This is a genomic window from Archaeoglobus sp., from assembly GCF_017656475.1.
Lineage (GTDB): Archaea > Halobacteriota > Archaeoglobi > Archaeoglobales > Archaeoglobaceae > Archaeoglobus.
In genome coordinates, this window is the sequence record NZ_JACDNT010000002.1 from 83,897 (window position 1) to 107,682 (window position 23,786).

25 protein-coding genes are annotated in these 23,786 nt (G+C 45.0%); 9 read left to right on the forward strand and 16 right to left on the reverse strand.

Annotated features, from left to right (window positions below; genetic code table 11):
- Positions 1-54: 54 nt before the first annotated feature.
- Genes H0Z19_RS01090 through H0Z19_RS01110 form a run of 5 tightly spaced genes read right to left on the reverse strand, consistent with a single transcriptional unit; the run spans position 55 to position 4,523 of the window.
- Entirely contained in the window at positions 55-1,284 is a 1,230-nt protein-coding gene (locus H0Z19_RS01090; protein ID WP_290722966.1) for a 2,3-bisphosphoglycerate-independent phosphoglycerate mutase, read from the reverse strand.
- An 11-nt stretch (positions 1,285-1,295) separates the two neighbouring features.
- On the reverse strand, positions 1,296-2,756 hold the full coding sequence (locus H0Z19_RS01095) for an FGGY family carbohydrate kinase (protein ID WP_290722968.1): 1,461 nt from the start codon (positions 2,754-2,756) through the stop codon (positions 1,296-1,298).
- Positions 2,756-3,556, reverse strand: a complete 801-nt coding sequence (locus H0Z19_RS01100) for an alpha/beta hydrolase (protein ID WP_290722970.1) — start codon at positions 3,554-3,556, stop codon at positions 2,756-2,758. The genes H0Z19_RS01095 and H0Z19_RS01100 overlap by 1 nt, the downstream gene beginning before the upstream one ends.
- A 39-nt stretch (positions 3,557-3,595) precedes the next feature.
- Entirely contained in the window at positions 3,596-3,895 is a 300-nt protein-coding gene (locus H0Z19_RS12010; RefSeq protein WP_365892159.1) for an AzlD domain-containing protein, read from the reverse strand.
- Positions 3,888-4,523 (reverse strand): AzlC family ABC transporter permease, encoded by a 636-nt coding sequence (locus H0Z19_RS01110; protein WP_290722975.1) that lies wholly within the window; start codon positions 4,521-4,523, stop codon positions 3,888-3,890. The genes H0Z19_RS12010 and H0Z19_RS01110 overlap by 8 nt, the downstream gene beginning before the upstream one ends.
- A gap of 137 nt (positions 4,524-4,660) precedes the next feature.
- Here H0Z19_RS01110 and H0Z19_RS01115 point away from each other — a divergent pair, with 137 nt between their 5' ends.
- Complete coding sequence (locus H0Z19_RS01115; RefSeq protein ID WP_290722977.1) at positions 4,661-6,022, forward strand: NAD(P)/FAD-dependent oxidoreductase; 1,362 nt, start codon at positions 4,661-4,663, stop codon at positions 6,020-6,022.
- The gene (locus H0Z19_RS01120) at positions 6,016-6,717 is read left to right on the forward strand and encodes an FAD/NAD(P)-binding oxidoreductase (RefSeq protein ID WP_290722979.1); all 702 of its coding nucleotides are present in this window, start codon (positions 6,016-6,018) and stop codon (positions 6,715-6,717) included. The genes H0Z19_RS01115 and H0Z19_RS01120 overlap by 7 nt, the downstream gene beginning before the upstream one ends.
- Here H0Z19_RS01120 and amrS read toward each other — a convergent pair.
- Positions 6,699-7,709 carry an AmmeMemoRadiSam system radical SAM enzyme gene (gene amrS / locus H0Z19_RS01125; RefSeq protein WP_290722981.1) on the reverse strand — a complete coding sequence of 337 codons (1,011 nt, stop codon included), beginning with the start codon at positions 7,707-7,709 and terminating at the stop codon, positions 6,699-6,701. The two genes, H0Z19_RS01120 and amrS, sit on opposite strands and share 19 nt — an antisense overlap.
- Positions 7,706-8,698, reverse strand: coding sequence for a hypothetical protein (locus tag H0Z19_RS01130; protein WP_290722982.1), 993 nt, complete (start codon positions 8,696-8,698; stop codon positions 7,706-7,708). Before H0Z19_RS01130 ends, amrS begins: the two co-directional genes overlap by 4 nt.
- 70 nt (positions 8,699-8,768) lie before the next feature.
- On the opposite strand from H0Z19_RS01130, the gene H0Z19_RS01135 reads away from it, so the two are divergent.
- Genes H0Z19_RS01135 through H0Z19_RS01145 form a run of 3 tightly spaced genes read left to right on the forward strand, consistent with a single transcriptional unit; the run spans position 8,769 to position 9,765 of the window.
- The gene (locus tag H0Z19_RS01135; RefSeq protein ID WP_290722984.1) at positions 8,769-9,317 is read left to right on the forward strand and encodes a hypothetical protein; all 549 of its coding nucleotides are present in this window, start codon (positions 8,769-8,771) and stop codon (positions 9,315-9,317) included.
- Complete coding sequence (locus H0Z19_RS01140; RefSeq protein WP_290722986.1) at positions 9,295-9,576, forward strand: 50S ribosomal protein L44e; 282 nt, start codon at positions 9,295-9,297, stop codon at positions 9,574-9,576. The genes H0Z19_RS01135 and H0Z19_RS01140 overlap by 23 nt, the downstream gene beginning before the upstream one ends.
- A 12-nt stretch (positions 9,577-9,588) precedes the next feature.
- A complete protein-coding gene (locus H0Z19_RS01145; RefSeq protein WP_290722988.1) occupies positions 9,589-9,765 on the forward strand; it encodes a 30S ribosomal protein S27e in 177 nt (58 codons plus the stop codon).
- A 57-nt stretch (positions 9,766-9,822) separates the two neighbouring features.
- Here the strand turns inward: H0Z19_RS01145 and H0Z19_RS01150 are convergent, their stop codons facing one another.
- Both H0Z19_RS01150 and H0Z19_RS01155 read right to left on the reverse strand, forming a co-directional pair.
- Positions 9,823-10,719 carry an LEA type 2 family protein gene (locus tag H0Z19_RS01150; protein ID WP_290722989.1) on the reverse strand — a complete coding sequence of 299 codons (897 nt, stop codon included), beginning with the start codon at positions 10,717-10,719 and terminating at the stop codon, positions 9,823-9,825.
- Positions 10,720-10,824: 105 nt separating this feature from the next.
- Positions 10,825-11,187: a DUF5658 family protein gene (locus tag H0Z19_RS01155; protein ID WP_290722990.1), complete on the reverse strand. Its 363-nt coding sequence runs from the start codon at positions 11,185-11,187 to the stop codon at positions 10,825-10,827.
- Between the two features lie 110 nt (positions 11,188-11,297).
- On the opposite strand from H0Z19_RS01155, the gene cbiB reads away from it, so the two are divergent.
- Positions 11,298-12,173: an adenosylcobinamide-phosphate synthase CbiB gene (gene cbiB / locus H0Z19_RS01160; RefSeq protein ID WP_290722991.1), complete on the forward strand. Its 876-nt coding sequence runs from the start codon at positions 11,298-11,300 to the stop codon at positions 12,171-12,173.
- 5 nt (positions 12,174-12,178) lie between these two features.
- Positions 12,179-14,254, forward strand: coding sequence for a DHH family phosphoesterase (locus H0Z19_RS01165; protein WP_290722993.1), 2,076 nt, complete (start codon positions 12,179-12,181; stop codon positions 14,252-14,254).
- A gap of 55 nt (positions 14,255-14,309) precedes the next feature.
- On the opposite strand, the gene H0Z19_RS01170 is transcribed toward H0Z19_RS01165, so the two are convergent.
- The 5 genes from H0Z19_RS01170 to H0Z19_RS01190 all read right to left on the reverse strand — a co-directional run bounded on the left by H0Z19_RS01170 (position 14,310) and on the right by H0Z19_RS01190 (position 21,544).
- Complete coding sequence (locus H0Z19_RS01170; protein ID WP_290722994.1) at positions 14,310-14,573, reverse strand: PGF-CTERM sorting domain-containing protein; 264 nt, start codon at positions 14,571-14,573, stop codon at positions 14,310-14,312.
- Positions 14,536-14,832 carry a hypothetical protein gene (locus H0Z19_RS01175; RefSeq protein WP_290722996.1) on the reverse strand — a complete coding sequence of 99 codons (297 nt, stop codon included), beginning with the start codon at positions 14,830-14,832 and terminating at the stop codon, positions 14,536-14,538. The genes H0Z19_RS01170 and H0Z19_RS01175 overlap by 38 nt, the downstream gene beginning before the upstream one ends.
- A 196-nt stretch (positions 14,833-15,028) precedes the next feature.
- Positions 15,029-20,524 carry a NosD domain-containing protein gene (locus H0Z19_RS01180; RefSeq protein ID WP_290722998.1) on the reverse strand — a complete coding sequence of 1,832 codons (5,496 nt, stop codon included), beginning with the start codon at positions 20,522-20,524 and terminating at the stop codon, positions 15,029-15,031.
- Complete coding sequence (locus H0Z19_RS01185; protein ID WP_290723000.1) at positions 20,472-20,801, reverse strand: hypothetical protein; 330 nt, start codon at positions 20,799-20,801, stop codon at positions 20,472-20,474. The genes H0Z19_RS01180 and H0Z19_RS01185 overlap by 53 nt, the downstream gene beginning before the upstream one ends.
- A gap of 206 nt (positions 20,802-21,007) precedes the next feature.
- Positions 21,008-21,544 (reverse strand): hypothetical protein, encoded by a 537-nt coding sequence (locus tag H0Z19_RS01190; protein WP_290723002.1) that lies wholly within the window; start codon positions 21,542-21,544, stop codon positions 21,008-21,010.
- Between the two features lie 111 nt (positions 21,545-21,655).
- Here H0Z19_RS01190 and H0Z19_RS01195 point away from each other — a divergent pair, with 111 nt between their 5' ends.
- Entirely contained in the window at positions 21,656-22,078 is a 423-nt protein-coding gene (locus H0Z19_RS01195) for a hypothetical protein (protein ID WP_290723003.1), read from the forward strand.
- A 34-nt stretch (positions 22,079-22,112) separates the two neighbouring features.
- A complete protein-coding gene (locus H0Z19_RS01200; RefSeq protein WP_290723005.1) occupies positions 22,113-22,610 on the forward strand; it encodes a hypothetical protein in 498 nt (165 codons plus the stop codon).
- Between the two features lie 5 nt (positions 22,611-22,615).
- Here the strand turns inward: H0Z19_RS01200 and H0Z19_RS01205 are convergent, their stop codons facing one another.
- Together H0Z19_RS01205 and H0Z19_RS01210 are read right to left on the reverse strand one after the other, a co-directional pair.
- The gene (locus H0Z19_RS01205) at positions 22,616-23,299 is read right to left on the reverse strand and encodes a winged helix-turn-helix transcriptional regulator (protein ID WP_290723006.1); all 684 of its coding nucleotides are present in this window, start codon (positions 23,297-23,299) and stop codon (positions 22,616-22,618) included.
- A 59-nt stretch (positions 23,300-23,358) separates the two neighbouring features.
- Positions 23,359-23,670, reverse strand: coding sequence for a hypothetical protein (locus H0Z19_RS01210; RefSeq protein WP_290723007.1), 312 nt, complete (start codon positions 23,668-23,670; stop codon positions 23,359-23,361).
- Positions 23,671-23,786: the final 116 nt, after the last annotated feature.

A 23,786-nucleotide genomic window follows, 5' to 3' on the forward strand; every position in this document is an offset into this window, starting at 1 on the left:
CTTAGCTCCCGATTAAGAGTAAGGTAAAGAGAGTTCAACCATTTATATAAAAAATCAGGCCCCAAACTTCTTCGCAATGTTGAGCAAATCGAGGGCAATGTTGAGCAAATCCACACCTCTTATTCTGCACAGCCCTCCCTTATACGCTTCAAACTCGCTGAAAGTTCTGACTTCATCCCTTCTAACGTCCTCATGCACAATAACAACCGGAACTGGATCGGCAGTATGATCCTTGACTTTGATTGGCGTTGAGTGGTCTGCGGTGAGGATAAGACAGTGTTTGCTGAAGTCCAGATCAAGCAGTGGGGCAATTTTGGCGTCAAGCTTTTCTATGAAGGCCTTTTTCCCCTCGAAGTCTCCATCGTGCCCAAGCTCATCGGTTGCTTTAATGTGGAGCAACACTATATCGTAGCTTTCCAGAGCCTTTACTGCCGTTTCGACCTTTGAATCGAGGTTCGTGTTCTTGTTTCCCGTTGCCCCCTCAGGTGTAATTACGTCAGCACCAACAATTTTTCCAACGCCCTTGATGAGAGCTGTTGCGGCAATTACGCATAGCTTTAAGCCGGTCTTTTCCTCAAATCTCGGTACGTGAGGCATCTCTCCAGCCCCTCTCAGAAGTAAAGCGTTTGCCTTCAGCAATCCCTTCTCAGCCCTCTCCTTGTTCAGCGGGTGGTTCTCAAGAACCTCATGAACCTGCTGCATGAACTCGTTGACCATCTCGGCCATTCTCTTGGCCTTCTCATCTTCTTCAAGCGGAACGCAGCGCTTTACTTTCTTCCCAACGGCCTTCGGATCGGTATCGCTCACCTTATCTGAAAGCCCCTCTCCCCTGAAGACCACCGCCGCTCTGTGGCCTGTACCTCTCTCAATAAGAAACTCAACAGGCAGCTTAACTTTCTCCTTTATCGCCTCGATTAAGGCTGAAGTGTCCTCAATCCTTCCCGCTCTCCTGTCAACGACAGTCTTGTCGAATATGCTCCCCTCTCCCTCAACTGTGGCAAAGTTGGCCCTGAAGGCCACATCTCCCGGCTTCACCTCTATCCCCACTCCGGCAGCCTCAATTGGCCCCCTGCCGCTATAGTACTTGTAAGGGTCGTAGCCGAGCAGAGCGAGATGACTGGTATCACTCCCAGGCCTTATTCCGGGAGCTATGGTGTCCATGATTCCGTTTATTCCCCTTTCTGCAAGAAAATCAAGGTTCGGCTTTCTTGCTTCACTCAGAGGAGTTTTTCCGTTAACAGGCCTGTCAGAAAGACCGTCAACCACTACGAGCAGTACTGCCATTCAATCCCTCCTCAGCAGCTTTTTAAGTTTGCATCCCTGATTTGAACGTATCTGCTATAAATCTCCTCGTACTCTTCTGTTCCATCCTTTGAGGGTTCCACTTCAGCAAAATCAGGAAGGAAAGTTTTAAGCGCATCACCAATACCACTGAAGTTATCGCTGCCCGAAGCTGCAAGTATCGCCGCCCCCCTCGCAGTAGCTTCGACATCTGATGAGACCAAGCACTTTCTTTTGGTGACATCGGCAAAAATCCGGTTCCAGAGTTTGCTGTTTGCCGCACCTCCATCAAGCCTGAGTTCATCAATCTTTATCCCCTTCTTCTCCATCACCTCTATGTTCGTTCTGACCTCAAACGCAACTGACTCCATCACAGCCCTTGCAATGTCTCCCCTGTTGTGTGCTAATGTAAGGCCAAATATTGCCCCCTTAACTTCAGAATTCCAGTGAGGACATCCAGCGCCTGAAAAGAAAGGCAGTATAAAGATGCCTCTCGCCCCTCTACCCGACTTTTCCGCCTCCTCGTTTATAACATCGTAACCTTCGCCGTGATAGAATGCCCTTTTAACCCATGAAAGAAGGCTGCCAGTTGTGAATATGCTCACCTCCCCCACATTTACATCCGGTAAAACGTGGGCAGAGTAGATTATCTCTCCGTAATCTCTTATCCTCTCAACAGGGGCGACCATGAAAGTCCCAGTCCCGGTAGTGGACTTCACACTCCCCTCATCAACAACTCCCTGGGCAAGGGCGGAGCACTGCTGATCCCCACCACCAGCAACAACGACAGGGTTTGAGCTGATTCCAAGCTTTTCGGCAACGTTTCCCCTAATCTCCCCCACAACATCTCCCGAATTGACGAGGTCAGGCATCAGAGATATGTCGAAGTTAAACTCCTCGGCAATCTCATCGCACCACTTTCGCGAGTACAGATCGAGCAGCATCGTTCTTGAAGCATTTGAGTAGTCCGTCACAACCTCCCCGGTGAGCTTGTAGACGATGTAGTCGTGGACGAGCATGAGTTTCCAGCTTTTTTCTATCACATCCGTGTGCCTTATCCACCAGAGGATTTTGGGCAGAGAGAAGTATGGGTCTGGCTTCAATCCTGTTACCTCTGCAACTCTCTTCTCCCCTATCCTATCCTTTATCAGGTTGACTTCCTCCCCGCACCTCCTATCCTGCCAGACTATCGCCCTGCTGACAGGCTCTCCATCTCTCCCTACAGGAACGATGGTTTCCCTCTGGTTCGCAACAGCGATGGCTGCGATGGTGTCAGTGGCTTTTGCGATCTTCACCGCCTGTCTGCAGGCATCCACGATGCTGTTCCACCAGTGCTCGGCATCCTGCTCAACCCATCCGGGCTGGGGATAGTATGTTTCAAATTCAGAATAGCTTTTGGCAACGAGGTTTCCATTTTCGTCATAAACCCCAACCGTCACACCTGTCGTTCCAGCATCAACGCCGAGGATGTGCACTAAATCACCTCCTCTATCCACCCCAGCATGTCAGCAAGTACTCTATCCTTTTCAGGCTCATTGTGGGGCTCGTGGTAAAAGCCCTCGTAGCTGATAAACTTGCAGAGCTTTCCACCCCTCCTCGCGAATTCCCTGCTCGCTTCATAAGAGGTGATCTGGTCAGCGGTCCCGTGTATGAGCAAAATCGGCTTTTTCAGTTTTTCAGCATTCTCCAATGCCCACTTGCCCGCCTCAAGTGACTGCAGAATAAACCTCGGAGAGATTTTGTCGTGAACGAGAGGGTCTGAAACGTATTTCCTGACAACCTCTTTGTCTCTGCTTATCAGTTCGGGATTTATTCCGTTTGAAAGCTGAATTGAGGGACCTATTGCATTCAGAATTTTCAGAACGAAGTAGAGGATTTTTGGCAACTCTTTGGGAAGGGCCAAGAAGGGAGCAGAAATTATACCTCCCGTAACATCAGCATCTCTCCTGAGAAGGAAGTTCAGAGCGAGATTCCCACCCATGCTGTGCCCGTAGAGTATTTTCGGGCAGTCGTAATCACAGCTTTGGAGAAAAAGCTCGATATCGTCCATAAGCTTCTCGTACTCAGCATGTCCCCTCTTTCCCTCCGACCTTCCGTGTCCTCTGAGGTCAAAGGCTGCAAAAGATATGCCGTTCTCGTTGAAGAATTCAGCAACGTGCTCATACCTTCCAGAGTGCTCACCAAGACCGTGCACAAGGCAGATGGCGGCTTTTGGTGATTCAACATCCCAACTTCGGGTGAAAAGCGTAAGTCCGTCTTTTGTTTTTAGAGTCATGGTGATATTTAACGTATAAAAGATTAAAGTTTTTCGCACTCACACTGCAAGCCTGAGGAGATAGTAAGAGATAATGGCAGCGATGATGGATATGCCGAAGTTTTTCCAGCGGTTGAAGGTCAGGATGAGGGGAATGAGGGCTAATACCCTTAAACCCATCTCTCCCGCATTGGTAGTGAAGATGGAAGTTACAAAGAGAGCTGAGATGGCCGAAGTGGAGGAAAGGGAAAGGAAGTTCTTCATTCTTTTAGAAGTACTGAATTTGAACTTCAAAGGTAGAAATCTGGAAAGATACGTCCCGATGGCTACAGCAACAATTGCTACAACCTTTTCATTCATCCTCCCACCCCGAAAGTAGCGGACCTGTAAGAGCAGCAGCTATTATTCCAGCAGCAGTTAAATTTAGAAGGTGGAAAGCTAAGGCAACAGCTCCCCCGCTCAACGCGGCTTTTATGTGCCTGCCTTTCAGGTTCGGAAGGAGCAGGACGAGAAATAAAGCAGAGACGGAGAAAACGAGCGCGGAGTAAATGTTCTCATCCAAAATAAGTGCACCACCAACAAAAGCGCCCAGTGCTGTCCCGGCAACCCATGCTGAGTAGGAACCAAGCTCGAGCCCCAAGAGAAATCTCTCGTTTTCAGCCGAGTTTACTGAGACTGCAAAAACTTCATCGGTCAGACCAAAGGCCGAAACTTGAGGAAGCTTCAATTTAAGCTTATGAGCGATTATTGAGCTATATATAAGGTGTCGAAGGTTGATGAAAATCGGGATAAAGATAGCACTGAATATTGTCTGGTTGTAAAGAGTGACCAGGGCAAACTGGCTCGCTCCCGCGAATATCAGCATTGATGCCAACAGTGCTTCCACATCAGAAAAGCCGAGAGTTCTGGCCAGCACACCGAAGGTGAAGGCGACCGGGATGTAGGCCAAGATTATGGGGGAGCTGTAAATCAATCCCTTTCGGAACATAGTGGTTTTGGGCTGGAAAGTATAAAGCCATTTTCGGTTGGCAGATTTTAAGAATGCAAAGCTTAATGGAAACCAGACGTTCAGCAGTTTGTATGGAAAACATAAAAATTTATTAATTACATCGTTTACGGGCAATCGTGAAGGACGTGCTCATTGTTGGCGCTGGTGTTACTGGTAGCTTTATAGCCAAAGAGTTATCCAAATACGACCTCGATGTTGTGGTTGTCGAGAGGAAATCAGGGCCGGGTTTGGACCAGACCAAAGGCTGTTCTGGAATCATCCACCCACTCCAGCTCCCGTTTGGGTCTTTGAAGAGCAAGCTCTGCCTTAAAGGCAACGCAATGATGGACGCTGAGGCTGAGGAACTTGGTTTCACCTTTAAAAGGGTTGGGTTAATTCTGGTGGCAACGAACGTTATTACTTTCCTTGCAATTCCTATCATTCAGCTTTATTTCAGGCTAAACGGTGTTGTTTCGAAAAGACTGAGCAAGAAGAAAGTTCTTGAAATGGTTCCGAATGTGAGAGAGGATATATGGGGTGGGCTTTTCCTTCCAACAGCTGGTGTCGTAAATCCGGTTGAGATGACGGCCTCAGCAATAAGGTTTGCAAAAGCAAATGGCGTGGAAGTTCACTACGACTGCGAGGTTACGGGAATTGAGAGAAAGGGCGAAGGATTTGTTGTCAAGACGACTAAGGGGGATTTTGAAGCCAGGTGCGTTATAAACTGTGCAGGGCTTTACGCTGACGATATAGCGAGGATGGTTGGTTACGAAATGACCATAACTCCGGGAAAAGGTACGCACATAGTTTTCGCTGAAAGGGGATTCTCCAACCACCTGACAGTTGCAATACCCCTCAAGCCAAACAAGAGGACGAAGGGGGGCGGGGCACTCATTGGCTTTGACGGCAAGCCGCTCTGGGGGCCCAACTTGATTGATGTTGACAGCAAGGAGGACACTTCAGTGAAAAAGGAGGAGATAGAGGGCATAATCGAGAAGTTCTCACCTTTGTTCAAGAGGAGGCCAGAGGGTGTTGTTGCGTTCTACGCGGGCTTGAGGTCTATTGCCGGCACAGATTTTGTCATCAATCAACCGGTGGATGGCTTTATCAACGTCGCAGGCATACAGAGCCCTGGTCTGACCGCTGCTCCGGCAATTGCAAAGATGGTAATTGAGATGCTCTCCTCCAGATTTGAGATGAAGAGGAAAGAAGACATCAAGAGGCCTCGGTGGACAAGGCTTTCAGAGATGGATGACGAAAGGATTAGGAAGGCAATTGATGAGAATGAGGACTTCGGAGAGATCGTCTGCCTCTGCAACATGGTGAGCAAGGCTGAAATCATTAAAGCACTGGAAGAAGGTGGCTGTTTTGACACCGTAAGACACCTCACGTGGGCAGGAATGGACTGCTGCAAGTGTCATGCGGAGATAATGAGGATAATAGAGGAGAAGAGTGGGAAGGTAAAGAAGGAGATAGAGGAGAGTGAAATCGTATGGTAGTCGTTGTCGGTGCAGGATACGCAGGAATCTCAGTGGCTGAGAAGCTAAGGGAAAAGGGTGTTGAAGCCAAAGTTTACGACATGCGAGGAAAAGGAGGAGAGCTTGCCGAATTTGCAAAAATAGATGAGTTGAAAGAATACTACGCTAAATATATTGAAAAAGTAGATGAAAGCGAAGTGGAGGTCATTAAGGGATGTGTTGTTTCAACAAACCCGTTCAAGGTAATATCTCCGCAGGGATTGGAGGTTAAAAAGGAGGATGGTTTCTTTATTTGCACAGGTGCTGTCGATTTAACTCCTGCCGCTTCAGAGATTTACGGAAAAAGAGTTGCGGGGATATACACTCTTGAAACTGCCATAAGGCTGCTTGCAATGGGAAAAAGAATCGGCAACAAGGTTTTAGTTGTTGCGAGAAAGGAAGAGGACATTTTAAAGCCGCTTGAGAGGTATCTTGTCGAGAAAGATTTTGAAGTGGAAGTTCTGTTGTCAAAAGAGCCGGCAGAGGTTTACGGTAGCAGAAGGGTTGAGAGAGTTGAGATTGGTGGGGAGAGCGTTTCCTGTGACGCTCTCGTAGTTTACGGAGGAAGGATACCCTTCAACCCCAAAAACCTGAAGGGCAAGCTGGCTGGAAATGTTGTTGAGTGTACCTACGATTACGAAAAAGTGGAGAAAAACGTTCAGAGTATTATGTTCTGAGCATAACCGCAGTTGGGGCACTTTGGTGGTTCATCTTTAACGAGATTGATGTTGTAAACGTAGAATCCCTCCCTTTCAATCAGCAGCTCTCCGCAGTTGGGGCAGTAGGTGTTCTCGTATCTGTGCCCCCACACGTTTCCGGCATATACGTACTCTATCCCCTCCTTCTTGGCAATCTCAATAGCCTCTTCTATTGTCTCCACAGGTGTTGGTGGTTTGTCGAGCATCTTGTAGTCCGGATGGAAGCGGGAGAAGTGGACTGGAATTTTTGGCGAAAGCTCTGCAACCCACCTGCAAAACTCTCTTATTTCTCCCCTGTCGTCATTCTCTCCCGGAATGATGAGATAAGTAAGCTCGATGAAAACACCCTTTCGGTAAAGGTACTCTACGGTTTCAAGCACGTGTTCGAGCTTTGCGTGGCAAATTCTCCTGTAAAAATCCTCCCTGAATGCCTTAACGTCAACATTCGCAGCATCAAGTATTCCCTCAAACTGGTCAACGGCTTCCGGAGTCATGTAGCCGTTGGTGACGTAGACAACATAGTATCCAGACTCCTTTACAAGTTTTGAGCTGTCAAGGGCAAATTCATGCCAGATGGCTGGCTCGTTGTACGTCCAGGCAACACCATCAGCTTTTCTTTCTATACACATCCTTAAAACCGTGTCAGGCTCAATCTCTCTCAAGTACGGGTAGTTGAGGTCGGCAAAGGCTATCTCAAAATTCTGACAGTGCTTGCAGCGGAAGTTACAGCTCACACTGCCGAAAGATAGAACCTTGCTTCCGGGCTTGAAGTTGTTCAGCGGCTTCTTCTCGATGGGGTCGAGGGCAATGGATGAAGCCATTCCGTAGTTCAGCACGAGGAGCTCTCCACCCTCGTTCTTCCTGACTCTGCAAATTCCAGTCTTGCCTTCTTTTATTACGCAGCGATGCCAGCAAGTCTTGCACCTAACCTCTCCGTTAAGTTTCTCGTATAAGTAAGACCTCACTATCATAGCTCGTTCCAGATCTCCTTAATTTCACTGGCATACTCTTCTGGAACGAAAAACACAACACTCTCGTCGTGGAACATTTTCGGATAGAACACGTCGCACCAGTAGTATTTTGCGAACGGTGTCCTCGCAACGATGTTGATGTTCGTCCTGAAATGCTCTCCGATTCTGTCAGCGCAGAACATTGAGAAGTTGAACGCGTTCAGACCCTTCTTACCGTAGTACTTCAGAATCTTTACAATTCCTTCAGCAATTCCATTAAACTGTTCATCACTCATCTCCGCAAACTCTCTCTCCTCAGGTATGCCCGTAAAGTGGAAAAATCCTTTCGGAGCGAAGGCTGCGATCCAGTCAGTCTTCTCTGTTCTGCCAACATACCTCTCTCCTTCCTTTTCGACCTCTGCAAGTTTCTTCCAGTAGTCAACACCCTTGCTCTCCTTGAACTCAAGTGCGCTCCACTCAAGTCTTGCGAAGTAGTCTGTCGACACCTCACTTATCATTACCTGAATGTGGGGATGCATGATGCTGCTTCCCGAAGGTTTGAGGTAGTTCATCCCGATTGTTATGTAGTACTTCCCATCCGGGACCTTCTTCACATACTCCTGAATCAGCTTAAAGGCATCATAGAAGTGCTGCTGCCTGAATTCGGATACTGGAACGTAGTGCTCCTCCGTCAGCCTTAAAACGAGGGAGTATCTGGAGTAAGGCGTGAGGTTGGAGAAAAGCACACCTTCTCCCCTTTTCCACAGCTCCCCCTTCATTATCTCAGGATCACGTGATGCCATCTGCTCAATCCTTTCCGGGCAAAAAGGACACCAGGACTTCGTGCTCTCAATCTCCTCCTGAAAGTCCCCGCTTTGCATCGGAATTGTCTTTTTCAGAATTCTTGATGTCTGCAGCGTCAAAGGGTCGTAGCGTATCTCAACAACGTTCTCCTCGACTTTACCACCAACAAGAATCTTCGCAACTTCAACCTCTTTACGAAATTCCATGTATTTTCTTGGTTACCGAAGATTTAAAGATTATGAACAACCTTAAAGTTTCCAAGGTGTAGGTGGTGTGATGAACCTGGATGAACTCCTGCTCCTCATTGAAAAAAACAGAACTCAGCTATCGAAAATTGAGGAAGACTTTTACGAGAAGTTGAGGGAAAGAATAGCGGAGCTTGAAGAGCTAAAAAGTTCTGCCGAAGAAAGTGACTTTTTCAGGTATGAAGACGAGATAAGAACGCTGAAAAGGATGCAGAGGAAAATTTTTGAGCTGAGAACCGGCAAGATCATCAGCGCTGCTTGGGCTGAGGTTTGCGGGCAGCAGTTCAACAGTGATGTTGAGAACATGTGCACTGATGAAAGACTATTCTTCAAGAAGCTGATTGAGATAATAAAGGAGTTCAAACGGAGCATTCTGGAAGGAGAGCGGAAGAAAGTTGAGGATAGAGTGCTTTTAAGGATTAAAAAGGATGTCGAGATACAGGGGGCTGACGGAAAAACATATAAATTGAGGAGGGAAGATGTGGTTACACTCCCTCAGTTGAACGCTGACGCTCTGATCAAAGGCGGTATCGCTGAGAGAATAGAGGTGAAAGAAGATGAAATATCCCAAGAAGGTTAAGACGTTCTGCCGGTATTGCGGGAAGCACACTCTTCATGAAGTGGAGAGAGTTAGCAAGGGAAAGGCAAGTTCACTTAACTGGATCAACAGGCAGAAGAAGAGAAGGGGAAAAGTTGGAAACTTGGGCAAGTTCAGCAAGGTTCCTGGTGGAGATAAGCCAACGAAGAGAGTCAACATCAGATTCCGCTGCACGGAGTGCAAGAAGGCTCACCACCGCCCGACATGGAGAGCCAAGAGGTTCGAGTTGATAGAGAAGTGAGGAGGTGGGAGTGTGCACAGCAGGTTTGTCAAGGTCAAATGCCCCGACTGCGAGCACGAGCAGATAATTTTTGACCACCCCTCAACAGTTGTGAAGTGCATAATCTGCGGTAGAACTATTGCAGAGCCAACTGGTGGAAAGGGCAACATAAAGGCAGAGGTTTTAGAGGTTGTTGACCAGACTGAATAAATTTATTTCATTTTGTAAGCTGTTTTAAACTCAAATAACTCCACGACGTTTTAGCACTCATTGAACCAAGTGGGTTATGAATTCCGATACCTTCTCTACCAAGGTGAACCTGTACTCCTTACTAGCAAATTCAATAACTGGCTGTAAGACGATTTTGACTTTCGTCTTTTCTCCATTCTCAATATGGCTGACCCACCACTCGTCGAGCATTTTATTGTCGAGCTTTATTGTATACGTGAGCGTCGCTTCAGACCTTGGCTGTATGGTAGTTTCAACATTACTTGAACCCTCAGAAAACTTGATGCCGTTCATATCAACCAAGTAATGGATCTTCATTATCTTAACCGGAACCAAGTTGTCATTGTAGATCGTAGCTGTGGTTATAACCTCAGTGTAGTTTTCGTTTACTTCCCCCCAGTATGACTTGGTTGACCTGATTGTTAAACCGGCAGGCCCAATGCTAATCTTCTGTGGCTCGTTTGAGCTTAATCCAGCCAGTATGTCCGTTTCTATCGGGTTGGAAAGCTCGATGGGATATTTGAATTCCGTAACTTTGAGGTCGAAGACCAAGTAGCCTCTTACATTCATCGTTGACTTCTCACCGTTCTTAATGTGTGAAACCCACCACTCTGGTATTTTGTCATTTTCAAGCTTCGTTGAGATGAGTATGGTCGACTCTGAGTTTGCTTTAATTTCAGCTTTTAAAGCTAAACCCTCCCCCATCTTTATGTTATTCATGTAGACTTCAGTTAAAACGTCTTTTAGCGGTAGCGGAATCGGATTGGGATTATAAACAACGATTTTTGTTATTATTTCACTCGTTGAAGTCGTTACTTCTCCCCACTCATGACTTACCCCTCTAATCTCCGGTTGACCAATGGTCAACTCTTGGGAGCACCCTGCGATAAGGATTGGAATTAAAAGAGCAATCACCAGTATTCTACTAAACCCCATGCTTTGGCTTCAGATTTAAAGTCTATATTTTTTCTGAGATTTTTACTAACCTAACACCATATACATGTAAAATAAAATTATCAAGAAAAAACAGTATAGACCAAATTAAACTAAAGCCAAAACTCCTGACATAAGTTTTACAATAACCTCTATTTCCTTAAAGCCCAGCAGCAACAGGAGGTTGTGGAAAGAGCATACTCCAAGGACGGCTGTAGAGGCTGTCAGGCCCACCACAATCCCAAGATGAACTCCTTTATTCAGAGGAAAGTTGAGTTTTCGAGTTGAGAGGACGAGGGCGAAAATTGTGGCTAAGATAGCAACTTTGAGAAGAAGAAATGATGCCGGTGTCAAGGAGGCTACAAACTCGTTAAGTTCCCGAAATCCCATTTCGATGCCTTTTACTGTGGTGAGGTAATCCGTCAGGTTCACAATTGCGAATGTTGTTAGCAGTAACTTGATTTTCTTCATTGTACTTACAATATTGAAATTACAATATAACAATTTCTGTTTTGTAAAAGTTTCTTTGTAAAAGTTTTAGGGCATCAAAGTTTTTATAGATGTCTTCACTCCTTCAAGTGATGGTCATTACAGAGATTGCAGTTCTGCTTTCAGCCCTCGTTCTTGATTTTTTCATTGCAGAACCACCCGCATTGCTGCATCCGGTTGTCTGGTTTGGCAAGTTGATATCATTGTTTGAAAAAATCAAGTTCAGCAGGAGAAAAGTAGAAATTCTCTACGGAACTTTTTGCTGCTTATCAATCATCTCTCTTGCCCTGATACTTGCCTTACTCCCTCTCCCTTACCCAGCAAGTTTTCTCTGGTCTGCGTATCTGCTCTTCTCAGCTATTTCGATCAGGAGCATGGTGAACCACGCGAAGGCATGCATAGTAAACGGCTTGGACAGGAAAGCGGTTCAAATGATTGTAAGCAGGAATACGGGAGAGCTGAGCGAGGAGCAGCTTTGTTCTGCCGTCATAGAGTCCGTTGCGGAAAATTACGTTGATGGAGTGGTTGCACCCCTCTTCTATTTCGCAATATTTGGAGTTGCCGGTGCTGTAGTCTACAGAGCGGTAAACACGTGTGATGCAATGATCGGCTACAGGAAGGGCAGGTACGAGGCTTTTGGAAAGTTTGCTGCCAGATTGGATGATTTGCTCAACTACATTCCCGCAAGACTTTCGTTAGTCTTCTTTGAGTTTTTGAGGAGGGGAGCGATTATTTACGGTTTGAAGAACAACGTGAAGCTAAACGGCTGTGCAATTTCTTCCATTTCCTACGTTCTCGGAGCAAAGCTCGAAAAGCCCGGACATTACTCGTTACCGGGCAAAAGTCCGGATGTGAAGGACGTTGAGAGGGCAATAAGTGCTTTCATCACCCTCAGTTTGCTTGCCGTAATTTTCACGGTGATCATGACTGCGATCAGGATAGTGTTATTAACAAAGCTGCAACTCTGAAACCAATGAACTGCAGCGCCTGCGATGGCAAGGGGTATGTAGAGATCGAAAAGGATTGCGAGATTTGCGGTGGAACCGGGAAGGCAAAGAGCTTCGACCCGAAGATAACTGCTGAGCTATCCGATGAGCAGATAAAGATGTTCATGAACGGTGTGTGTGGAGTATGCAGAGGAACGGGGAAGGTAAAAATCATGGAGGTCTGCAAGGAGTGCAAAGGCACGGGAAAGGCGGGAAGATGCAAAATTTGCGGAGAAAGAGTTATTGGCAACCACGATCTCTGCAGCAGGTGCAGGAGACAGCCGCACGCTTACAGGCTGAAAAACAGTTGCGGGATTGAAGATGTCAGAATAAACAGAGTTTACGTCGGTACGGTCTCGGCTGTTACGGATATAGGCGTCTTCGTCAATCTAAACAAGAGGTTGAGGGGGCTAATTCACAGAAAGAACCTGGGAAACAACAGGTTTTCTGAGGACGAGGAAGTTCTGGTTCAGGTGAGCGGGATAGGGTTCAGCGGAGAGATCGATCTGAAGCCGGTCAAAATGGACGATTACAAGGTGGTGGAGATATCAAAAGAGGTGGAGAGAGTTGAGATTTCGGATCTTGAGAAATACATAGGAAAGATGGTTGAGGTTAGGGGGCTGGTTACGCACATCAAGGTGACTGGAGGGCCAACAATTTTCACACTGCTTGACGGTAAGGCAAGTGTGCAGGCTGCTGCATTCGAAGGGGGCGAGAGGGCGTATCCTGAGGTTGGAGTTGATGACGTAGTAAGAATAATAGGGATAGTCAAAAAGAGGGACACCAAGTTCCAGATTGAAATTCTTGAGATGGAGAAGCTTTTGGGAGAGGACGCTTACGAGATAAGGAAGAGAGTCGAGGCTGAGATTGAGAGAGCCTGTGAGCCTGATTTCAAAGGTTTCCTGATCGAGAGCGATGTTCTTGAGGCACTGAAGGAGGACATGATGAGTGTTGCCAAAGAGCTGAAGAAAGCAATCTACGAGTCGAGGCCAGTGATAATCAGGCATCACTGGGATGCAGACGGTACTTGCGGAGGTGTGGCTCTGGAGAAGGCCCTCATCGACCTGGTTGAGAGAGTTCACTCGGACAGCGAGGCTAAATACTATCTGGTTAAGAGGAAAGTTTCAAGGGCCCCATTTTACGAGCTCGAGGACGTTGTCAGAGATCTGGACGAGAGTCTTGAGGATATGGAGAGACATGGAGATAAAATTCCTCTGGTTGTGCTTGTTGACAACGGCTCGGGACTTGAGGACTTGCCGGCGGTAAGGCAGTTCCTACTCTTTGGAGCAGACGTGATCACCATAGACCACCACTATCCGGATGATGAGATTGACAGCTACCTCCTCTATCACGTCAACCCCTACAAGGTCGGTGGTGACAGCAACTACACCTCAGGAGTGCTCTGCGTGGAAATAGCGAGGATGATTTCCGACTTGGATATGAAGCACCTCGCTGCAATTTCGGTTGTGGGTGATAGGGCAGAGGGAGAGGTGGAGAAGTACATAGAGCTTTCGGGAAAAAGCAGAGAGGAGCTTGCAGACATCGCACTTGCAGTGGAGTTTGAAGGATTTTATCTCAGATTCAGGGCGGCAAGTCAGATCATGCACGAGATTCTCGGTTTTGGCAGGCAGGACAGGCACGTAAAGCTGGTAAAAATGCTCTCTGAATACGCAAAGATGGCGATAGAAGAACAGGTGAGGACCGCGATGGATGGTGTGAAGGTGCAGATTCTGCCGAATGGAATCGCTCTGGCAGCATTAGATGTTGAGAACTATGCAAAGAGGTTTACCTTCCCACCTCCCGGCAAGCTGACGGGAGAGGTGCACGACAGGTTAAAGCAGAAGTACGACAGAATCGTTACGATCGGCTACGGACCTGATTTTGCAGTGATAAGAAGCGAGGGGGTTGAGCTGGACATTCCAAGGATTGTAAAGGAGTTGAGAGAAGAGATTGTTGCCGGTGTGGATGGTGGTGGACACCTCGTGGTTGGGTCTATAAAGTTCATTCAGGCGAAGAGGAAGGAAGTGCTTGCGAGGCTTGCGGCAAAGATTGGTAATCTATAATTTTACATAGAACTTAATAAAAAATAGACAAAAAATTGATTGCAAAAAAGTTACATCATTTACCACCTATTCTCCCTCTGAGAATTATCGCGAGCAGTATTCCTATTGCCGCTATTATAGATTCGAAACCCGGAATCCACTTTGGCTGCTCAGCTGGAGTTCCATGCGGCTTTTCCAGCTTTTCCCCTGCAAAAACGTAAATTCCGTTATGAGTTGTTGTGAAATTCGTCCTTATGATTTCTCCATCAAAAGTCGAGTCGGATAGCTTATTCCATCCATCCTCACCCAGATAGTATATCCCTACAGTAGATAAATCCAAAGGTTATTTCGAGAATTCTCGCTAACACCGACTTGAAGACAAATTCCTCTTTCTTAACTTTGATAAAAGCCTCATCCCTCGGAGCCCATGTGTAACCTGCTCCCTGATAAACTGCTGGAATCTTAACAATTCCCTCTTTATTACCTGCAATGTACCTGATTACAGCATTTCCAATCTCATCCGTCACCGGATTCCCGTAGGAATCGGTTGCTCCTGCAACCACAATCTTGCCATCAAGCAGACCGTACTTTTCAATCAAAATTGTCCTGCCAGCAAGAGGTTTTCTGCTACCATCAAGCTCCTCTTTGTAGAGAGAGATATAAAGTTCCGTTTCCTGCTTAGGTGAGATTACTTCTTTTTCTGCCCTTATTTCAATATCTATTCCGGCTATTTTTATTATAGCAAGGTTGTGTTTCAGCTTTCTACCTCTCGCTTTTGTGAAAATATCGATTTTGTCAACACCCTTTTTTTACACCCTTCGACTGGTCAAGGACGTATTCTGCTTTTGCGATTCCGCTGCTGTCAGTTACGGAGTAAACGTAATTTGAGCTAAGGCTTGAGATCCATTCTTCACCATCTGCTTTGACAAAACCTCTGTCAGTCACTTCTTCAAAGTAAACCCTCGCCCCCTTCACAGGATTTCCACGGCAATCTTTAACTTCCACTTTGATTTCTGCTCTATCTTTTCCTTCTTCAAATGTGAGGGATTCAGGTGTGATGGTTACGAAAAGCATCGGGTCTCTTGGAGGCACTGGACTGGCAATTTCATAATTTTCGATTACTTTCGAGATGTCACCCATACTTCTCGTTATTTCATCTGCTGTCTCCAGAACCTTACCACCTCTTGTCGAAGTGCTGTAGAATACCTGAACAAGGTCAAAATCCAGCAGGTTAGCACTCATTAGCAGAGTGTCACCGAAATAAGCATAGGAGAACCTCAAAATGTACTGAACGTCTTTTATCATTCCAGCAACCTTTGAATAATCCGCTTCTCCCCCAACCAGCATTTTGTCTTCCTGATACTTGAGCAGAGAGCTAACATCCCCGTATGTTATTACATCAGTGCCCGGTGAGGTTTTTGATATCAGTGTTGCGAGATAATCAGTTAGAATTGCGGTCTCTGATCCATTCCATGGAGGTCCAACTGTAACAAGCACTTTTGGCTTTGAGCATAAATCCGAATTATCACTGAAAAGCACCTCATTTCCATAGTGGAACTCATTGCCGTAAACGTAAGCCGGAAGTTTCGGACTTTTAAGCTCTAGTGATTCTACAAATTCTTCATTCAGACTTCCGAGAGAGTCGAGAATTACATTTCTGATTTCATTTTGCCCGCATCCCAGATTGACTTCCGTCAGAGGTATAGAATACATTATCCCATCTTCTGAGATTGCAAATCCAGCAAGATAGTATCTTCCGGGGACTGTTTCTAGTGAATAACCATAGTGGTCTCCTTCAAACTCAAACTCCTCAGTCTGGAGACTGTAGTAATCGATCAGTCTTATTCTGCTCAACAGAAATGAGGATACATCATTTTCAGACGTTTTCCTGAAATACTTGCCTTCCAGTGTTGACGCTCCTTTGCAAACCTCAAAGATCTGAATATCCTCAGCGATTAACGCTCCGGATTCGTTGAAAAGGTTGCTCCTCAGTATGTAATCTCCCTCTCTCCAACCTGTTACAGTCTCACTGAAAGCTGTGAAGTAGTCTGATTTTATTGGCGTGTATTCTGTGACCTCTGGTTTCTCGGAAAGCATCGGGAGGTAGATTAGCTCCCCGTCAGGAGTTTCCATTGAAATTAAAAGCGAAGCATTGCCCTCACCTGTTACGGCCTGCTCTACCACCACCACTTGCCCTTCGCTGAACACTTCTCTGTTAATGTATAGCTTCACGGAAGTTTCGTTGCTGTAATAAAGCCTGTCCGTAGATAACGAAAGAATCGAGTCACCTGAGACGATCTTCGCAGCAAGGATGTATGTTCCTGCCTTCTGCCCATCAAAGCTAAACTCAGAAGGAATTCTACCGTAATAATTTGTTCTCAGATAATAAGAGTCTAAAGCTTTCTCTTCCTCATTCCACTCCGGATAATACAGCTTTTTGCCATCAGGGATAATTAAATACAGGAACGCAGAATAATCTGAAGAATTTACAATTCCATCAATTCTGATGAATGGAGTCAGTTTTTCATCCTTGGAAATTGATTTATAAGATACAAAAACATCTATCTGCGGGAAGCTGAAACGTGTGGAAGGGATTAAAGTTACATTCTTTATCTCCCAGCTTTTCTCTCCATCTCCTGCATTTTCAGTGATGAATGAAACCAGATTTTCAGCATCTGCAGTGATATTGTCTGCGGAGATTGAAATCTCATACTTCTGGTATGATAACGTGGGGTTAAATGAGTGAATCAAACCACCGGAAAGGTCGTTGTATGGTTGAATACCACTTCCGTAAAATTCGTTTGTGTAAACCTCGATCCTTGCTTCTCCTTTAGCTTCGAATTCGAGAGTATAGTCGGCGTTTCTTCCGTAAAAAGAGAATGCGACATCATCAACGAAGCGGGGAGTTGTTTCTGTGCCAGTAACGTTGATCTCGCCCAAAGCTAAGGGTATAATCTCAAATTCAATCTCCCCTCTTCCTTTTCTGCCGTAGTAATCTTCTCCGTTAACGATGATCTTGTGTTTTCCAAGATGTAAGCGGTGTACCTCCGTTGAGCCTGATGTTGCGTAGGCTAAGATGTTCAATGATTTGGCATTACCACCATCTACAACTACCGACGCCCTTTTCAAAGGAACGGGGGAAGTGAATGAAAGAAGTAAATCTCTCTCTACGTACTGCTTCTTCTCAGGGCTTAAAATTGTAATCTCGAAGTCTGGCTGTGTCACCTCTTCGAGTGGGGTTACAGCAACACCTCTTCCACCTCCACCACCCCCTCCTGTGGTTATGCTAACTGTGAAGTTCACGGTTGTCGAATTGATGTTGCCAGCGGTATCGTTCACATAGACCGTCAAACTGTAATCTCCATTGGTCAATCCACTAATGGTTGTGTTTGGTGTGAAGGAAACATTCGCTCCAGAATTCAGACTATACCACCACCTGTATGCATCTGGGTTGGGAGAATAGACCTCCAGATAGACATAACTTGCAGAATAAGTCCTGCCTTCAGCAGGAGAAACAACGAAAATGATGGGAGGTGTCTCATCCTGCACAACCGATGTTAATGGATGGTAATCTCCGCCATTCGTTATGTTACTACTTGAATTATAGGGAATAAGCGTGTCACCCAACCCATCTCCTCCGAATGCGTCAATTCCCGCATAATCGTGCCAATAGTTTCCTCCAAGGTAAGGCGTGCCTATTATGCTTTCACCAGGTGTTTTTGTTACGTTCCAAGAATTAAAACCCGAGTCGTAGGCATTTACAGTGTTGTTGAAGTAGTTATTGAAGATCCTGTTACTGCTCGATGAATAATAAAGAGAGATACCATATTTCTGCCCACCCCTCCAGCTTCCCTGTTGAGGTATTACTGTGGCAAGCACATAGGAATCTTTTACAGTATTATTGTTCGATTTATAAAAGCTGACTCCCTTTCCTGCTCCGCACTTTTCGTCTACAGGTGGAATGTAGTAAGCGGGTCCGTTGTTGGTGAAATTAGAACTCTGAACGGTATTGTTGTTCGATAGATCAAGCTTGAGTCCTTCACACCAGTTTGTTTCAACCTCTGTGGAAGCTATTGATGAATCTTCCGTAATCTGTAAGTAAATTCCAACACCATCGGTTCCTTCTTCTCCATTGTTGTAGAAATAAGAATCCTGGACTGTAATGTTGCTGGAACTGTAAACGGCAATTCCCGCAATTGCATTATCGTTTGAGATTACATTCTCTATTCGGGAATTTGTGGTGTTGAAAAGAAGTATTCCATGCGAGTTGTCTTCTGGGGTGATACCTCGAACAGTTATGTTATTGCAGTTTATGCATGCGAAAAATGATGCATCGGGGTAATTGAAAATTGTATCAGACTGGTTTTTCAAATAATAGATTCTTTTCTCCTCTCCTCCGTCAACAATTTTATTGGAGGTGATATCGTTATCGAAGGAATTGAAGGTTGGAGAAAGAGTGTCAGAACTGGGTGGCAAATAGAAGTAAAAATGATAGTTGTTATTTGAAAGGTGATTGTTGACCATTGTCAGATTTGTTGGAGAGCTGAGGTATGGAGTTTCAGAGGGTATTAGGCGAACACCATAATTGTAAAACTCGATTGTATTGTTATCCACTATGCAGTTCCTGGCGTAGTATAGGTCTATCCCAATATCCGTTCCTGCGATTAACCCTTCCAAACCTCTCAAGATGTTGTTTGCAATTCGATTACCATCAGAATCAACTTTTATTGCAAAATTACTCTTAATAGTGTTCCCTGTGATCGTACTTTTATCCATGTGGACATCGATGGAAATAGCTGCAAGACCGGACAGAGAAGTTGTTCGGTTAATGTTGTTGCTTTCTATTCTGTTGTAAGCCATAATGTCGGATGAAATTTTGTTTTTAACCCATATGATCGGGTTCTGGAAGTCAGGATCCGAGGATCGAAAATCGTTGTTGGTGATTGTGTTATACCTGCCTTTATTAACCCATGTATTCTCAACCACAACATTACTGTTTTCGAAATAATTCTGAGTTATATTATTACTGTTTGAAGAAATATAGACTCCGCCTCCGTTAGTGATGTTGTTGCTTCTAATTACATTCCCATCCGACGAAGGGAGCATGTAGACTCCGTAGTTGTAATCTGACTGCGGAACACCAAGGTTATACAGTCCTGCTTTATCAATCGTAAAACCCTGAATAATGTTATTGTCTGAACTTAAAACAAACCCAGCTCCCACATCAAAAGCATCTATTAACGGTTCACCAGTTCCTGTTAGGTTCAGGCTTTTATCAACCGTAATATTTCCAGCATAGGTTCCGTTGCAAACAATTACTGTGTCTCCATCAATTGAAGCGTTCACCGCATCCTGAATATTCGTGAACTCTGCTGACGGACATTCTGTCCTATCGTCATCCACAACCCAGGTTTTCGGGTCTCTTATGGTTTTGAAATCTTTGATAGAGCTGTTCGAGTAAATGCTTGAGTCATCGGTTCTGTAAGAATAAACAGAGTAGTAGTAAGTTGTGTTAGCCAGCAATCCGGAAAGGGTTATTGAAGGGTTTGCAGTGTTGTAATCCCACTCAGACCATGCTGGAGATGACAAATCCGAATTTGTGCTGTAGAGGATGCGGTTATTGGCTACGACATTCGTCTGCCAGCTTATTGTTATGCTTGTATTTGTTATACTGGTTTCCTGAATGTTCGAGATTTGTGGTGGGGCTAAGGTTTCGAAGAGCATCGGATAATAATCTTTTGACTGAGAGCTTGCAGACCCTCCGCCATCTCCTCCTTTACCGCAGAACTCATCCGAGATGTTGTATGATGTATCACCTATTCCGTCTCCGTTTGCATCAATTCCCGCATAATCATCCCAGTAGTTGCCCGTGTAGTTCGTGAAAGAACTCCCCTGATAGGTGTAATGTCGCATCTCTGTTGAGTTCCAGTGGTTGTTTCCGCAGTCCCTCGCATTCTGGCTGTTGTTGATGAATCTGTTGAGGTATATCCTGCTATCACTTCCAGCGGGAATGTTGATACCGTAATCGGAGTCTGAAATCGTATTGTTTACAATCAGGTTATAATTTGATGAACCGTAGACGTATATTCCTTCCGTTACTTCAGAGATGTTGTTGTCCAATATTACCACATAGTTTGAGTCTTCAATCTGTATACCGCCGTAAAGGTTGTAGAGAACGTTTCCGGAAATGTTTACATGGTCTGATGAATCAGAATTGTAAGGTTCAACATCAATTCCGTCATCCTGCCCGTTCCTTAGTGTAAATCCGGTTATGTTTACATAATCCTGCATGCACCTCGATGATGTCATCGTTAGTGCTTGCCTCGAGGATGCAGTTTGCTGTGCCGTTTTCTGATCTCAAAGTTAGGCTTTTTGTGATGTTGAGATACACGCTGTAAATTCCATCTCTCACTATTATCGTGTCCCCGTTTCTTGAGGCATTTATTGCATCCTGTATTGTTGCGTTATCCCCCGGAACGTGTAAAACGCCCGCCTGACAAATCCCAGTAATCTCAATAGTAAGGTTAAGGAGTAGAATAACAATAATCAGTGGTCTAGAGTTTACCATACTATCAACTCCTCAATGTTGGCGGTCGAAAGGAAAAGCAAACCAGAAAACTTGCGATCCCCTCCAACCTTATAAAGTTTAGGAAGTAAGTATAAATAATTTTCGTGATAATTTAGTTTTTCTGCAGTTTCCAATTATTTCCCAACAAACCGTAACGAACCATAACGAAAATCTAACTCGAAAATCAGGAAGAAAAAAGACTAAAGTCAAACAAAAGCCTCATCGATTTTGCTGAAAAGCTTAACTATGAAGTCCACGCTCTCAGAAGTGAAGTCTGCCACTACTCTGGCGTACGCTTGGGATATAGTCTCATCGTCCGAATAAGGGTAGCTTCCATTCTGCAGAACCTCGGCCTCCTTTCTCAGAACCAGAGACAATCCTTGAGTCCCGTTCACATCCCCGAAAACAACGGTGCTGTTTTCTCCAAGCGTATTGATTGCATTACCAACCTTTGAAGATAACTCCTGCGAATTTGAAACTTCGTCGAGAATGGCGGTGGTAACTTCGTTGTTTACAGCCATAACCGTCAGTGTTCCGTAAATCACTCCCCAGAGGTTCTGGTAAACTGCGTCACTTCCGGAATTATCAAGAATGGCCATGAATTTGTTGCTCATTTCAAGGTTGGAAATCGTGTTTTTAAGGAGAACGACAGCAAGTTGCTCGGAATCCATTGAAAAGTCCTCTGCTACTGTAACTGGCGCAAGAGTGATTATAATCAATAATACCATCAGTGTTATTTTCATGCTATATGATGTGCGTTTACTAATATAAGTTTTAAGTTAAGTTGATGATGATTAGAGTGAGAATCTTTATCAAGAAGCAAAAATTAAATAGTAACAATGCTACTCAAAATCATGAAGCTGAGATGGCACACCATAATTCTAATACTGCTTGTCTTGGGAGGGGCTTCAGCTTCAGCGATCTACTTCTCAGTGAAAGGTAACGTGGATGTGGTCGAAGGTGAGATTTCTGTATCTCCTTCAAGCTTCAGCATAGATGTCGCAAAGGGATCACACTACGTGAAGGAGATCAGGGTGAAAAACTCAGGTGGAGAGGCTGAGATATACTTCGAAGAGGTAGTTGAGGGTCCTGACAAGGATGCCATCGACGTTTCATTCCATACTCAAAGCGGAAATAGCATATCAAGTTCAAACAAGCTCAAATTAGCTGCCGGTACATCAGAAAATCCGTCAGAGACTGTGATTAACGTGCACATTGATGTCGATGATAACGCCCCTGCAGGCAGCTACAGCATATACATCTCAGCCAAGGGATGAAAAGCCTTAAATTTTTTGAGAAATAAGAATTTGAATGGCAAAAATTGCGGTGGTGTCTCTGGGAGGTGCAGGGACAAGTATAATGAGGGAGATGCTCAAAATAGACTCCGACTACGACGCTTACAACGTCAATGAAAGGAAAACGTTGAAAAACGCGAATTATTTCGGTTACGAGGAGATTGAGGTTCTTGCACAGGAGCTCTCCAATTATGAATGCGTCGTACTCACAGCCGGTCTTGGCTCAAGTGGTGGGGAGGCTCTGGCGGATTTATACGGCATGCTTGAGGACGTTAAGAAACTCTGCTTCTTAGTAACTCCGTTCTACTTTGAAATTGAGAGATTGATGAGGTCAAGAGCGCAGCTAGGGAAGATCATATCTGATGGGTTTGAAGGGGCCGTTCTAAGTTTGAACACTCTTCTCCGAGAGATGGACGAGTCAGAACCGGATAAAGGGAAACTGGAAAAACTCATTAGAGAGTTTGACAGAGAGATGGCCGGGCTTATTGTGGAAATGATGAAAGAGGTAGGATAAAGACTTCAGAGCCTAACCTTAACATTCCGGCCGTCGAAGTCTACAAAACCTACCTTCTGCAAAATATTCACGTGGTAGTGTAAAGTCTTGTAGTTCATTTCGAGGGTTCTTGCCAGCTCTCCAAGCGTCATATCTCCATTTTTACTCAACACATCAAGAATCCTTTTTCTTGCATCAGACCTCAGAACTATTGCTTTGTCAACATCTCTCCCATTAAAAATAAAGTATTCAACCGGGAAAGCGAGCCTCTCCTTTCCCGCTTTTATAGTTATTATCTTTCCTTCTCTTTCAAGAACATCAACATGATATCTGAGTGTACTTCTGCTAATCTTAAAGTGCACATCCAAATCCTTCAGGCTTACTCCGGGATTTCTGGTTATAAACTCAAGAACCTTTTTTCTGCTTCTGTTCTTTAGCCCGACCTTAATTTTTCCGATGAAAAACGGTAGGAGTTTCCAGATAGCAATAAAGCCTGCAACCAAAGTCAGGATGTGGTGCATTTTTATCCACAGGGGTAAATCCCAAAAAGAAACTTTGATCTCATCTGCAGGGTCGTTTTTAACCCTCTCCATCAGCTCTCCATCACTGATGTTTGCAGGCTTTACCGTGGCAGCCTCAGAAGTTGAAATTAAAATCAGGAAAACCGGTAAAAAATCGAGCAGGAGTAAAACCGAGAATTTAGCCCTCATAACACGGTTAGAGTGTAATACTGCACCCCGCTCACTCTCTCGCCATACACTTTGAAGTACTAAACTCCCCGCTCAGCGTCCTCCACTGTAAGCACTATTTTACCATCAACCACACCATCACTCGAATCCCTAAAAGGGCCATATATGTCACCGTTTGGAGAGTAAAGCGTTAAGGTTAGACTGTTGGATGGTTCATTCCATATCAGATAAACGTCGAACGTTTGGGATGAAATATACTTGCTGAACCAATCAACTTCTCCTTTTTTTACAGAGTCATATACGGTTTTTATTCCAGTTTCCCCAGATTTTGCGAAGACCGGGGATGAGAGGAAGAGTACTGCCACTACCACCGCAGCAAGCTTCAATTTCATGGTTTTATTTGATTTTAAAGGAATATAAGCTTTCTGACCATGTTTTGAGAATATAAAAGTAGCAATATTTTCTCAATATATGGTCAGAATTGTTATACGCCTGAAAGTGACAAGGT